This is a genomic window from Pseudomonas sp. MF5691, assembly GCF_016405645.1.
In the GTDB taxonomy this organism is placed as follows: Bacteria; Pseudomonadota; Gammaproteobacteria; order Pseudomonadales; family Pseudomonadaceae; genus Aquipseudomonas; species Aquipseudomonas shahriarae.
This window is the reverse complement of the sequence record NZ_JAEKDC010000011.1, coordinates 130,398-144,023: the sequence shown is the minus strand read 5'-3', so window position 1 is coordinate 144,023 and position 13,626 is coordinate 130,398. Positions and strand designations below refer to the sequence as shown.

The 13,626-nt window shown below is 60.8% G+C and carries 7 protein-coding genes; 4 read left to right on the top strand and 3 right to left on the bottom strand.

What is annotated here, in order from left to right:
* Window positions 1-3,066 (top strand): efflux RND transporter permease subunit, encoded by a 3,066-nt coding sequence (locus JFT44_RS17350; RefSeq protein ID WP_198830958.1) that lies wholly within the window; start codon window positions 1-3, stop codon window positions 3,064-3,066.
* A 142-nt stretch (window positions 3,067-3,208) separates the two neighbouring features.
* Here the strand turns inward: JFT44_RS17350 and JFT44_RS17345 are convergent, their stop codons facing one another.
* A complete protein-coding gene (locus tag JFT44_RS17345; protein ID WP_198830957.1) occupies window positions 3,209-4,444 on the bottom strand; it encodes a M20/M25/M40 family metallo-hydrolase in 1,236 nt (411 codons plus the stop codon).
* 278 nt (window positions 4,445-4,722) lie between these two features.
* On the opposite strand from JFT44_RS17345, the gene JFT44_RS17340 reads away from it, so the two are divergent.
* Window positions 4,723-9,444 carry an RHS repeat-associated core domain-containing protein gene (locus JFT44_RS17340; protein WP_169990070.1) on the top strand — a complete coding sequence of 1,574 codons (4,722 nt, stop codon included), beginning with the start codon at window positions 4,723-4,725 and terminating at the stop codon, window positions 9,442-9,444.
* 3 nt (window positions 9,445-9,447) lie between these two features.
* A complete protein-coding gene (locus JFT44_RS17335) occupies window positions 9,448-9,831 on the top strand; it encodes a hypothetical protein (RefSeq protein WP_169990049.1) in 384 nt (127 codons plus the stop codon).
* A gap of 196 nt (window positions 9,832-10,027) precedes the next feature.
* Here the strand turns inward: JFT44_RS17335 and JFT44_RS17330 are convergent, their stop codons facing one another.
* Window positions 10,028-11,086 (bottom strand): diguanylate cyclase, encoded by a 1,059-nt coding sequence (locus tag JFT44_RS17330; protein ID WP_169990048.1) that lies wholly within the window; start codon window positions 11,084-11,086, stop codon window positions 10,028-10,030.
* A 118-nt stretch (window positions 11,087-11,204) separates the two neighbouring features.
* Complete coding sequence (locus JFT44_RS17325; RefSeq protein ID WP_057441594.1) at window positions 11,205-11,840, bottom strand: LysE family translocator; 636 nt, start codon at window positions 11,838-11,840, stop codon at window positions 11,205-11,207.
* Window positions 11,841-11,971: 131 nt separating this feature from the next.
* On the opposite strand from JFT44_RS17325, the gene JFT44_RS17320 reads away from it, so the two are divergent.
* Entirely contained in the window at window positions 11,972-13,366 is a 1,395-nt protein-coding gene (locus JFT44_RS17320; protein WP_169990069.1) for a PLP-dependent aminotransferase family protein, read from the top strand.
* Window positions 13,367-13,626: the final 260 nt, after the last annotated feature.

The following is a 13,626-nucleotide window of genomic DNA, read 5'->3' as shown; positions in this document are numbered from 1 at the left end:
ATGCATGGCCTGAATCTCTCGGCATTGGCGGTCAAGCACCGTGCCGTCACCCTGTTCCTGATCCTCGCGATCCTCGCTGCCGGGATTTTTTCCTTCGGTAAACTGGGGCGCGCCGAAGACCCGCTGTTCACCGTCAAAGTCATGACCATCACCGCCGCCTGGCCCGGCGCCACGGCCCAGGAGATGCAGGAGCAAGTGGCCGACCGCCTGGAAAAGCGCCTGCAGGAGCTGGACGACTACGACCGCGTCGAAACCATCGCCCAACCGGGGTTTGTGTCGATGCGCATGACCTTCCTCGAGTCCACGCGCCCCAATGAAATCCAGGACCTGTTCTACCAGACCCGCAAAAAACTCAGTGACGAAGCCGCCAAACTGCCCAAGGGCGTGATCGGGCCGTTCTTCAATGATGAATATTCCGATGTGTACTTCGCCCTATACGCCCTGGAAGCCGAACACCTGCCCCATCGCCAACAGGTGCAGATGGCCGAAGCAATGCGCCAGGACTTCCTCAGGCTGCCGGGGGTGAAGAAGGTCAATATCCTCGGCGAACAGGCGCAGCGGGTATTTGTCGAGTTCTCCTATGAGCGCCTGGCGACCCTGGGGATCAAGCCCGAGCAGATCTTCGCCGCCCTCGCCGCGCAAAACGCCGTGGCGCCGTCGGGGTTTGTCGAAACCGCCGGCGCCCGCGCTTATATCCGTATCGACGGCGCCTTTGACAGCCTGGCGCTGATCGAAAACGTGCCGCTGCCGGTGGACGGCAAAGTGCTGCGCATCGCCGATGTCGCCACCGTCAGCCGTGGCTATGAAGACCCGCCCAGCTACCGTATCCGCCACCAGGGCGACCCGGCCTTGATGCTGGGCATCATCATGGAAAAACACTGGAACGGCCTGGACCTGGACCAGAGCCTCAAGGGCCAGGAGGCTAAAATCCAGGCGGACCTGCCCCTGGGCGTCAACTTCGCAAAAGTCTCCGACCAGGCGAAAAACATCAGCCTGGCGGTGGATGAGTTCATGCTCAAATTCTTCGTCGCCCTGGCCGTGGTGATGGTCATCAGCCTGTTGGCCCTGGGTTTTCGCGTCGGTTTGGTAGTAGCGGCGGCGGTGCCGCTGACCTTGTCCATAGTGTTTGTGATCATGCTGCTGACCGGCCGCGAATTTGACCGCATCACCCTCGGCGCGCTGATCATTTCCCTGGGCCTGCTGGTGGACGACGCAATCATCGCCATTGAGATGATGGTGGTGAAACTCGAAGAAGGCTTCGACCGCATCCACGCCGCGACCTTCGCCTGGAGCGCCACTGCCGCGCCAATGCTGACCGGCACCCTGGTGACGATCATCGGCTTTCTGCCGGTGGGTTTTGCCCGTTCGGGTGCGGGCGAATATGCCGGCAATATCTTCTGGATCGTTGGCTTTGCCCTAATCGCTTCGTGGTTGGTGGCGGTGGTGTTTACCCCGTACCTGGGGGTCAAGCTGCTGCCCAATATCAAGCCGGTGCCCGGCGGCCACGACGCGATCTATGCCGGCCCCTGGTACCAGAAACTGCGCCACCTGGTGCAAACCTGCGTGCGCCGGCGCTGGCAGGTGACCGGGCTGGTGGTGTCGGCGTTTGTGCTGTGCGTATTGGGCATGGGTGTGGTGAAGAAGCAGTTCTTCCCCAACTCCGACCGTTCCGAATTGATCCTGGAGGTGTATATGCCGCCGGGCAGTGCCTTCAAAAGCACCGAGGCGGTGGCGGCGCAGTTGGAAAAGGCGCTGCTGCAAGAGCCGCAGACGCGCATGGTCGACACCTATGTAGGCGGCGGTGCGCCACGGTTTTTCCTGTCGCTTAACCCTGAGTTGCCTGATCCGGCGTTCGCCAAACTGATCGTGCAAACCGCCGACGCCCATGCCCGCGATGCCTTGAAACGGCGCATGCGCGAGCGCATCGCCGACGGCGAATTCCCCGCCGCGCGGGTACGGGTCACGCAATTGCTGTTCGGCCCGCCGGTGCCCTTCCCGGTGGTGTTTCGCGTGTCCGGCCCAGACTTGAGCCTGTTGCGCAGCCTGTCCGAAGAGGTGCGCCAGGTGGTTGCCGCCAACCCTCTGACCAAGGACGCGTTCCTCGATTGGGGCGAACGCACCAGCGCTTATCGCCTGGTGCTGGACCAGGATCGCCTGCGCCTGCTGGGCTTCACCCCCGACGAGGTGAAATCCCAACTCAACGCCCTGCTCAGCGGGAACCCGATCACCGAAGTACGCGAAGGCAACCGCACGGTGTCGGTGGTGGTCCGTGCCCAGGGCAGCCAGCGTGAAGACCTCGGCAACCTCGACAATATGACCCTGACCAACAGCGCCGGCGTGTCGCTGCCCCTGGCCCAGATCGGGCATTTCCAGGCCGTGATGGAAGAACCGATCCTCAAGCGCCGCGACCGTACGACCACGGTTGAAGTGCGCGCCGACATCATCGACGGCGTGCAACCGCCCGACGTGGAGATGGCTGTCTACAAAGACCTGCAAGCGCTGATTGCACGATTGCCGGCCGGCTACCGCCTGGACATCGGCGGTCCGGTGGAAGAAAGCGCCAAGGCCAACGTGGCCCTGGCGGCACTGTTCCCGATCATGATCCTGCTGACCCTCACGGTGATCATGTTCCAGGTGCGCTCGTTCGGCGTGATGTTCATGGTCTTCGCCACCGCCCCGCTGGGCTTGATCGGCGCAGTGCCGACCTTGCTGCTGTTCAACCAACCGTTTGGCTTCAACGCGATCCTGGGGTTGATCGGGATTGGCGGGATCCTGATGCGCAACACCCTGATCTTCACCGACCAGATCCGCCAGAACCAGGAACAGGGCCTGGCCACCACCGAGGCGATTGTCGAAGCCACCGTACGCCGCGCACGGCCGGTGATACTGACTGCGCTGGCGGCGGCGTTGGCGTTTATTCCGCTGACCTTGTCGGTGTTCTGGTCGTCCCTGGCGTATGTGCTGATCGGCGGGGTGTTGGTGGGGACATTGTTGACGCTGCTGTTCTTGCCAGCGTTGTGCAGTTTGGTGCTGGGCCGGGACAAGGTGCGGGCGGCAATCTCCTAATGTGTCGGTTTGTGTGGGAGCGGGCTTGCCCGCGATGGCGGCGAATCAGTCAACCAAGATGCCGCCTGACACACCGCTATCGCGGGCAAGCCCGCTCCCACATCAACCCGGTGTCTACCGAGCGATTGATGGTGCTTTCAGATCAGCGCTTGGCCAGCTCCATAATCATCCGACTCAACAGATAAATCCGCGGCGCCACACTCTCCACCTCGGCGTACTCCTGCGCTGTATGGATATTGCCGCCGACAATCCCGAAGCCGTCCAGCGTCGGGGTGCCGACACCCGCCGACAGGCTGGCATCCGCCGCCCCGCCACTGCCTTCAATGGTCAGCTTGCGCCCAAGTTCGGCGTAGATGCCTTGGGCGATAGCCACCAACTTGTCAGACTCAGGCGTCTGCGGCATCGGCGGCAAACCCCGTTGCAGGCTGGTGGTGACCTGTGTTTCAGGAATCAGCTTATTGGCGGAAACCCGCGCCAGATCCTTCTCGATCCGATCAAACTCTTCCGGCAGCGCCGCCCGCACATCCGCCTTGGCCGTGGCCTGGTCGGGGATCACGTTGGTGCGATCGCCAGCCTTGAGCACGGTGAAGTTGATGGTGGTTTTTTTCTCGTCATCCCCAAGCTTGCCCAGTTGCAGGATCTGGTGGGCCGCCTCCATCGCCGCGTTACGCCCCAGCTCCGGGGCAACCCCGGCGTGAGCGGCCTTGCCCTTGACCTCAACCACCGCTGTGGCACTGCCCTTGCGCCAGACCACCAGGCCATCGGCCGGACGACCGGGCTCCAGGTTCAAGGTGACATCGTGGGCCCTGGCGGTTTTGCGGATCAGTTCGGAGACGGCCTCGGAGCCGGTTTCTTCGCTGGCATCGAGCAGAAAGGTGATTTGCGCGTAGTCCGTGAAGTGCTGGTTTTTCAGCACTTTCAAGGCATAGATCCCGGCGACGATCCCGCCCTTGTCGTCCATCACCCCGGGGCCATAGGCACGGCCGTCCTTGATATGAAACGGCCGCTCGGCCGCCGAGCCTTCCTTGAACACCGTGTCCATATGCGCCATCAGCAGGATTTTCGCCTTGCCCGTGCCTTTGAGCGTGGCGATTACATGGTTGTTATTGGCTGCCGCGTCCGGCACCTGTTCGATGCTGAAACCCAGTTGTTTCAGTTCATCGACAGCGATCTCGCGCACCTGGGTCAGGCCCGGCTCGTAGCCGGAACCCGAGTCAATATTCACCAGACGCTCCAACAACTTCAAGGCCGGGGCCTTGTACTGCTCGGCATCGGCCTGGATCTGCGGGTGAGGTTGGGCGCTGAAAGCCGGCATGGCGATGCCCAGGGACAACCCCAGGGCAGCGGACAACAGCGTACGGGGGACGTTGAGAGTCATGAACAGATCCTTGTTTTTTATTGGAGAGGGTCTCTCACACCCTACCTGACAAAGGCCACATTGTTCATCCGCAAACCGACAGGGGACTCTTCGCCAGGCACCCCCGAAATATCCCACCCGACTGCCGGATAATCTCTACTTCCAAGCGTTAAAAACCGCTGCAAAGTCCCTCGCCTGATCACACAGCGCAAGGGACCGCCGATGTACTTTCCAATTGATGCCCCGGTCCTGGGGGCAACCTCTTGAATGCCGCCATTGGTTTTATGGTCCTGGCGGCCATGGACTTCAAAACGCGGGACGTCGAAGCGGTTCTCGCCGACTTCCGGCAATGCCTGAACACCTATGACGCCTGGGCCGAGAGTTTCTGGAGCTTTTCGGCGCTGGAGGTCGAGCAGGTCTTCAAGGTGGGCGATGAGGTGGCGCTGGTGGCACCCATTGCGTCCAAAGCCCCCAGCAGCACCGTCGCGATGTGCAAGGCCAGTGGCTCGTTGACCCTGGTGCATATGTTCGAGAGCACACGTTTTGTGCCCATCGGCAACACCCCGGTGATGCTGCAAGCCATCCCCAAGGACGGTGGCCCGCTGGGCGACCCCCTTTACAAAACCATCGGCCCCAGCGGCATTCTCGAAGTCACCGACTGCACCCGCGACCAGCCGTATCGGATCACCTTCTACCCCAATGTTTCCAAAGCCCACGTCCAGGCGTTGTACGCGTCTTACCAGGCCATCATTGCGCCGCTGGAAAGCCAGTTGCGCAAAGACTGGAGCAGTACATTCGAACCTTTGTGGCAGGGCTACTCCGAAGCCAACTTTGTGCAGCGCTACCGCCTGCTGGACCAAGGCTATGCGCAGGGATTTGGCAACGCACTGCATGAGCTGTGGGACAACATCCAACAGCTGTATCAATGGCTGGCGGACCTCAAGCCCAACAGCGAAAAACTCCTGCACTACCTCTCCCAGGCCGAACTCGATGCCCTGCTGGCGCTGAGCCAGGAAGCCATCGCCAATGGCCTGCTGATGCTCAGCGATGAGCCGCTGTTGTTTATCTACCTGTCGGCGCTGGTCAGCTGGATGCGCATGCTGCCGCCGCCGTACTTGAACGAACTGCTGGGGCAAATCACCGCCGAAGTGCTGATCAACCTGTTGCTGGTGTGGGTCACCGCCGGCATGGGCGTGACGGTGCGCCTGGGCGCGCAAGTGCTGGGCAAGATCAAGTCGGGTCGGGTCCGCCAATGGCTCGAGCAGATGGCCAGGCCATTTGCGAAGACCGGCATGGAGCCCCATGCCGAGGCGCTCAGGCCGTTATTGCTGGGTAGCCCTGCAACGCCGATCAAGACGGTGCCCAGCGTGCCGCTGAAAGCCGGCGCAATGGAAGTAACCAATCCGGTGCCCCTGGTGCGGGAAAAATCCGCGCCCAAGACGGCCTTGGTCAAGCATGAGGCGGTCGACGACGCGCCCTCCTCCGCGAAAAACCCCAACGGTGAGGCAACCGCCAGCGCTGATAAAACCGCGACCCACGGTTGCCCGGTGTCCATGGTCACCGGCGAAGAACTGCTGACCCTGACCGATGGCGAACTGGATGGCGTGCTGCCATTTGCCTGGACGCGCCTGTATCGCACCAGTGCCGTGGAGGTGGATTGCGGGTTGGGCTTTGGCTGGAGCCACTCGTTGGCGCAGCGGCTGGAGGTGGTCGGCGGGTCGGTGGTGTGGACGGACCATGAGAACCGCAGTACCACCTTTCCCCTGCCCTCCAGTGCCCGCCCGGCGATCAGCAATAGCCTGGCTGAAGCGGCGATTTATCTGGGCGCGGCGCCGGATGAACTGGTGCTGGCGCAGGGGGCACGCTTCTACCACTTTCACGACGGTGTGCTGACGGCGATCAGCGATGGGTATGACAACCGCCTGGGTATTTCCCGCGATGGCTTGGGGCGGATTCTGCGCCTGGATAACGGTGCCGGTCGCGCCTTGCTGTTGCGTTATGACCGCGGGCATATCGTGGCGCTGGACTACCAGGTGTTTCGCGTGGAAAGCGAATCGGATGACGCCTGGGTTACCGAGCAGAACGTTGTTTCCTACCGCTATGACGAACAGTGGCGACTGCTTGAGGCGATCAATGCCGTCGGCGAAAGCGAGCGCTATCAGTACGACAGCCTTGCGGTAATTACTGAGCGGCAGTTGGCCGGTGGGGCGAGTTTCTTCTGGGAGTGGGAACGGTCTGGCAAGGCGGCGCGCTGTGTGAGGCATTGGGCCAGTTTTGCGCAGATGGATACGCGCTATAGCTGGGATGACGGCCGCGTCACCCTGCTTAACGCCGATGGCAGCCAGGAAGTTTACGTGCATGACCCGCGGGCACGCCTGGTGCAGCGGGTTGATCCGGATGGCGGCGAGCATTTCAAGTCCTACGACGCACAGGGGCGGCTGACGGTTGAACAGGATCCCCTGGGCGCGATCACGGCCTATCAGTACGACGAGGCTGGGCGCTTGGTGGCGCTGTTTCCCGGGGATGACGAGCCCACGGCCTACGAGTATGAGAATGGCTTCGTACGGGTCATGCGCCGAGGTCAGGCGGTCTGGAAGTACCAGCGTAATGATCAGGGCGCGATCACGCGCCAGACTGATCCAGCCGGCAATGTCACCGAGTACAGCTATGACAAGCGAGGGCAGCTTTTAGCGGTTTGGTACCCGGACCACAGCTGTCAGCGCCTGACGTGGAACGATCTTGGCCAGTTGATTGGCGAGCAACTGCCCAATGGCGGCGTACGGCGTTATCGCTATGACGACCTGGGCCGGCAGATTGCCCGCGAGGATGAACATGGCGCGCTGACCCAGTATCACTGGGACGCGGTGGGCCGGCTGATCAAGGTGGTAATGCCAGGCGGCGCCACCCGCGAATTGAGCTACAACCCCTACGGAAAAATCACCGCCGAGCGCGATGAACTGGGGCGTGTGACCCGGTATGAATATGCCGATGGCTTGCACCTGATCAGTCGCCGGATCAACCCCGATGGCTCTCAACTCAAGTACCGCTACGACAACACCCGCCTGCTGCTGACCGAGATCGAAAACGAGGCAGGTGAGCGCTATCAACTGGAGTACCACGCTAACGGCCTGATCCAGCAGGAAACCGGCTTCGACGGCCAACGCACCGCCTACGTCTACGACCTCAACGGCCACCTGCAGGAAAAAACCGAGTTTGGCGACGATGACCGTCAGTTGGTTACCACCTACCAGCGCGATAACGCCGGCCGCCTCGTCCGAAAAAACCTGCCCGATGGCAGCACCGTGGATTACACCTACGACCGCCTCGGCAATCTGCTTAGCGTCGACGACGGCCACTGGCCGCTACAGTACGAATATGACGCGCAAAGCCGCCTGACCGCCGAGCACCAAGGCTGGGGCACCCTGCGTTATGGCTACGACCACTGCGGCCAACTCGAAACCCTGCGCCTGCCGGACAACAACCGCCTGACCTTCAACCACGACAAGGGCGGCCACCTTGCCACTATCGACCTGAATGGCCGGACACTCAGCTCGCACCTGTTCAAAGCAGGCCGCGAACACCAGCGCCAGCAAGGCCAACTGCTGAGCCACTACCACTACGACGACCAGGGCCGCCTGGCACAACACGAACACCGCCACGGCCTTCGTCGCTACACCTACGACAACAGCGGCAACCTCACCCGCCTGCTCGACAGCCGCAAGGGCCAGCACGACTACCACTACGACCCCCTCGACCGCCTGACCCGCGCCGACCATTCCCAGGATCCCACCGAACGCTTCGCCCACGACCCGGCGAACAACCTGCTGATGCAAGACCGCCCAGGCCCCGGCATCGTCGTCGGCAACCGCCTGTTACTGCAAGGCGACCGGCATTACGACTACGACGCCTTCGGAAACCTCATACGCGAACGCCGTGGCCGCGCGCAGCAGTTAGTCACCGAATACCGCTACGACTGCCAGCACCGCCTGATCGGCGTGACGCAACCGGACGGCAGCCAAGCCAGTTATCGCTATGACCCGTTTGGGCGGCGCATCAGCAAAACCGTGGCGGGCAAAACCACCGAGTTTTTTTGGCAAGGCGACAAAGTCATCGCCGAGCACACGGCGGGGCAGCATCGCAGCTATCTCTACGAGCCTGATAGCTTCAGGCCGCTGGCCTTGCTGGAAGGGTTTGGTCCGGCCAATACCCAGGCGTTTTACTACCAACTGGACCATCTGGGTACGCCCCAGGAACTGACGAACACGGACGGCAAAATCGTCTGGTCAGCCCATTACCAAGCCTACGGAAAAATCACCCGGCTGGACGAGAGCACTGTCGATAACCCGCTGCGTTTTCAGGGGCAATACTTCGACCGGGAAAGCGGGCTGCACTACAACCGGCATCGCTACTACAATCCGGATAACGGACGCTACCTGACGCCCGACCCGGTGAAGTTGGCGGGTGGGGTGAACGGGTATTTGTATGTGCCCAATCCTACGGGGTGGGTGGATCCGTTGGGGTTGAATGCGTGTCCGGGCGAAAAAAAATGTGAGCCCGGATCTGAAGTCCAAAACCCGTCCGCCGATACGAAGACCGACGAGAGCGCTCCTTCCCTTCCAGCCCCCGCAACGAAAAAGCAATATCTTTACCGGGGAGACTCCAGGCATCCACGTAAAATCTTCAAAGAGGGGTTTAAGAGCAGAGGAAAAAGCACGGACCTACTCTTGCACTCGAGAGACAATATGGATCCACCAAGCAATTTTGTACCCACCTCGACTTCAAGGGACGTAGGTATAATATTTGCAACACGTTACGGATTAGAAGATGGCTTTTTGTACACTTTAAAAAAGATACCCGGCCGAGACGTCAACAAAGAACTAGGAATACTATCCGACTACAAAAGGGAAAAAGAAATAGCCATCCCCGACCGTATTCATCGAAAAGACATATTAGGTGCAACCCCAATAAACGAAGATGGCACATCCGCAAACTACAGCCTAATAAACCCTTATAGAAAGTAAATCATGAAAAATATAGAAATAAGCATACTCAATCGAGGCAACATTGAAAAAGCAAAAATAGAATACGATCGAAACACATGTGCGCTTTTTATAACCTTTTCCGACCAAACAAAAAAAACGTACTCCGGACTGGATGTTTTTCGCTCATTTGGTTTGTTGCGAAAGGAATTTAGCGAAGTAAAATTTTTGTGCAAAGGCTCAAAAATCAATGTTTTCCCTTCTGCTATGTCATCTTCGATGTCTAGTGGCCTCGTAGCCTATGAAATGAAGTTAGGTGAGCCTGAACCAGAGATGGTGCGTATATTCGATTACGAAGAACATGACCTGACTAACGATATCGAGGAACAAATTGAATTTCGCGTGCGCTGGGGAGACTCGCTAAGATAATCAGAACAGATCTATTTAGGAGTCCAAAATATTACAAAAAACCAACTAATAACCACTATTGATGCTCATTGATAAAGTCGATATGCCCTTACCGGGGAGGGTGATGGATTTAACACCGCAGCAACTGAGGCAAACACGATCCCTGTGGCGAGCGGACTTCCCACAAAAAAGCAGTACCAAGATTCCCCAAGGCCCTTCAAACCGACCGCACCCACCCTCCCTGCATCGACCGCACCCGATTGCGCCCGCCGCTTTTGGCCTCATACAACGCCTGGTCGGCGTCATTCAGCCAACTGGTCGCGTCGTCGTGGGAGGCTTGGTACGGTGCCAGGCCGATGCTCAGGCTGGCGCGCAGGGTGGGGTCCTGGGCGTATCCCAGGGAGCTGAAGCGGTCGCGCAGGGCGTCCATTACTTCGGTGGCGTGGCCCAGAGGCATGTCCGGCAGGATCACGCAAAATTCATCGCCGCCGTAACGCCCGGCCAGGTCAGTGGCGCGCAGGTTCTGACGCAGGATCTTGCTCAACTGGCGTAGCACGATATCGCCGGTGACGTGGCCGTAGGTGTCGTTGATGGTCTTGAAATGGTCGATATCAATCAACGCAATGGCGGCCCCCTGCTGGCCGCCCCGGCAGCGGGCGAATTCGATTTCCAGCTGGTCTTTCCACGCGCCGTGGTTAAGCAACCCGGACAGGCTGTCGGTGCGGCTCAGGGCCAGGAGTTCGCGTTTATGCCGGGCCAGGGTGATGGCCTGGCGATAACAGATCCAGCCCAGGACCAGCGGATAGAGCATCAGGATCGGCAAGCAGGCGTAGAGTTGGGCGGGCGTGGTCAGGGCGATATAGGCCGGGGCGAACAGCAGCAGCGCCACCCCGATGCCCAGTGCTTGGGCCACCCACCCCATCACCATAAATCGGAGGCCACCGATGGCGACGTTGTTCATGGTCATCATCGACAGGGTGGTGACGCTGGGCAGCGGGTTGAAGTGCATGGCAGCGACCCAGAAGCCGCCACAAAACGAGTCCACCAACAGGTGGCGGCGCTCGGCGCGCAGGGAGTTTTCGGCGCGGCGCGCCATTTGGTAGGCCAGGTGCGGCCAGGCGAAGGCGTTGATCAGCATCCAGGCCCAGACCCAGCCAGGCGGGTCCAGTGGGTACATGCCGGCCGATACACAGACAAAGCCGAGCGTCAGCCCCAGGGTCCGAGATTTGTACAGGCGTTTGGCGAGCGGAAGTCCTTTTCCTCCTGCGGCTGACATGATCTGGCTGATCCTGGATGAATGCTGAAAGTCTATCAGGGCAAAGGCAAATAGCCAGTACCGCTCAGACAGTTACTGCAGACGCCAATCGCCTTGCCAAACCCTTGACGCCAGCGGACTAGCTGGAGAAACCCCGGGCCAACAACATCGCCACCGCCAGCAGCAATACTGCCGTGACCTTCTGCAACAGCACGCGTTTGCGCGGCGACTCGAGCACATGCTTGATGCGTTGGCCGAAGTAGCAATACAGGCAGCCGCTGGCGAATTGCAGGATCAGGAATGTCAGGCCGAGGATGGCGATGTCACCGGCGGCGCTGTCCTGCCCGACGGCGGCAAACTGCGGGAACACGGCGCTGAACAGGATGATTGCCTTGGGGTTGGACAGGCCGGTCAGCAAGCCCTTGCCGAACAGGCCGCGGGGCGTCTCCGGCCCGTGCCCGGCGGCGGTGATCTGCACGCCGCTGCTGGTCCACTGCTTGTAGGCCAGGTACAAAATATAGGCCACGCCCACCAGTTGGATGCCCTGGGTAATCAGCGGGTATCCCTTGATCAGCTCGGAAAAGCCCACGGCAAAGACCAGGATCGAAATCAGGTACGACACGCTGGCGCCGAACTGGGCCGGCAAGGAGTGCCGCAGGCCGTCCTTGAGACCCAGGCTCAGCAGCAGCAAGGTCATCGGGCCGGGGCTGAACGCCAGGGTGCTGCACAACACCAGGAAATACAGAAAGGAAGACAGCGTAAGGGCGGTGACCATGGTGGGTAATTTCGCGGCGGGGAGGAATGTTGCGCAGTCTAGGGCGCGAATTCCGTGTCGGGCAGGTAAACTCGGCGGTTATTCACGCAGGCTTTACCGGCAAAGTGACCGGCAAACTTCAGGACGTCGCGATGGCCCTTCCGCAGATCCACTTTCATGAGCACGCCCCCAAGGTCCAGCAGATCGTCGAGGCATTCGCCCGTGCCATCGAACAAGGCGAATTGGCCGCTGGCAGCAAACTGCCGTCGGTGCGTGAGCTGGGAGCGCAGTTTGGTGTCGGAAAATTCACCATCAATGAAGCCCTGGACCGTCTGCGCGGCCAACATCTGCTGACCTCGCGCCAAGGCCGTGGGCACTTTGTGGCCCAGCGCCAGACGCAGCCGTCGTCGAGCAACTGGGTGGACCTGCTGCCCCAGGATTTGCTCAGTGTGCTGCGCCGCCCCATGCTGACCGGCCAGGGCGAACTACGCCCCGGTGGCGGGCATCTGCCCGAAGACTGGCTCGACTCCGAGGCCATGCGCCAGGCCCTGCGCAGTGTGGTGCGGGCCCCTTCCCTGCGGGTTGCCGGCATGGGCACGCCAGCGGGTTTCCTGCCCCTGCGCCAGGCCCTGCAACAAAAACTGCAGGGCGATGGCCTGGCAGTGCCGGTGGAACAGATCATCACCACGCCCAGCACCCTGCAAGGCCTGGACATGTTGATGCGCCTGCTGGCGCGCCCCGGTGACACAGTGCTGCTGGATGCGCCGTGCTATTTCAACTTCCACGCCAACCTGGCACTGCACGGGGTCAAGGTGCTGACACTACCGCGCGGCCCGGACGGGCTCGACCTGGCGGCCCTGGAGCAGTTGCTCGCCGAGGCCCGGCCCAGCCTGTATGTGACCACCAGCATCCTGCACAACCCCACCGGCCATTCCTTCAGTGCAGCCCAGGCCTTTGGCTTGCTGCAACTGATGCGTCAGTATCACTGCCATATCATCGAGGACGACCTCTACGGCGACCTGCACCCCAACCCGCCGCCCCGCCTGGCAGCACTTGCCGGGTTGGAGCAGGTGACCTACCTGTCGGGCTTCTCGAAAACCCTCAGCGCCAATACCCGGATGAGCTATGTGGTGGCCGCACCGCAACTGGCGGCCAACCTGACCAATATGAAGTTGATGAGCGGCGGCGTGACCTCGGAGCTGTTCGAGCAACTGGTCTACCGCCTGCTCAGCGAGGGCAGCTATGCGCGGCACCGCAAGCGCATGGTCCAGCGCCTGCTGGAAGCCGGTGCGCGGGTGGAACAGTGGTTGCGCCGCTGTGGCTGTGAACTGCCCATGGGGTATGAGGCCGGGATGTTTCTCTGGGCGCGCCTGCCGGCCGGGGTTAACGCTGAACAATTGGCCGAGGCCGGGCTCAAGCGCGGCATGGTGTTGGCGCCGGGGGCGTTGTTTGGGTATGAGTCGGGGATGGGCGAGTTTATGCGTTTCAATGTGGCGCACTGTGACGATCCACGGGTCCGGCAAGCCATCGAGCCATTGTTGCGCTGATCCAGTGTGGGAGCGGGCTTGCTCGCGAAGACGTCGGCCCAGCAAACATTGATGTTGACTGACCTACTGCTTTCGCGAGCAAGCCCGCTCCCACAGGGGATCTGCGCTTAACTGACGGGCATTAGGGCTTGCCGGCTCCCACAGTCGTGACAATTGAGTGCACACAAAAACGCAACACTGCACCGCTTCGAATGTGATGGTCGCTGCCCCCCAGGGTTTATATAGTCGGGTCCAACAGCCACCCGCCATGAGCCCCAGGG

Coding starts and splice junctions, on each gene's coding strand:
- JFT44_RS17350 (WP_198830958.1), top strand. CDS start 1: ATGCATGGCCTGAATCTCTCGGCATTGGCGGTCAAGCACCGTGCCGTC.
- JFT44_RS17345 (WP_198830957.1), bottom strand. CDS start 4,444: ATGACTCTCAACGTCCCCCGTACGCTGTTGTCCGCTGCCCTGGGGTTG.
- JFT44_RS17340 (WP_169990070.1), top strand. CDS start 4,723: ATGGACTTCAAAACGCGGGACGTCGAAGCGGTTCTCGCCGACTTCCGG.
- JFT44_RS17335 (WP_169990049.1), top strand. CDS start 9,448: ATGAAAAATATAGAAATAAGCATACTCAATCGAGGCAACATTGAAAAA.
- JFT44_RS17330 (WP_169990048.1), bottom strand. CDS start 11,086: ATGTCAGCCGCAGGAGGAAAAGGACTTCCGCTCGCCAAACGCCTGTAC.
- JFT44_RS17325 (WP_057441594.1), bottom strand. CDS start 11,840: ATGGTCACCGCCCTTACGCTGTCTTCCTTTCTGTATTTCCTGGTGTTG.
- JFT44_RS17320 (WP_169990069.1), top strand. CDS start 11,972: ATGGCCCTTCCGCAGATCCACTTTCATGAGCACGCCCCCAAGGTCCAG.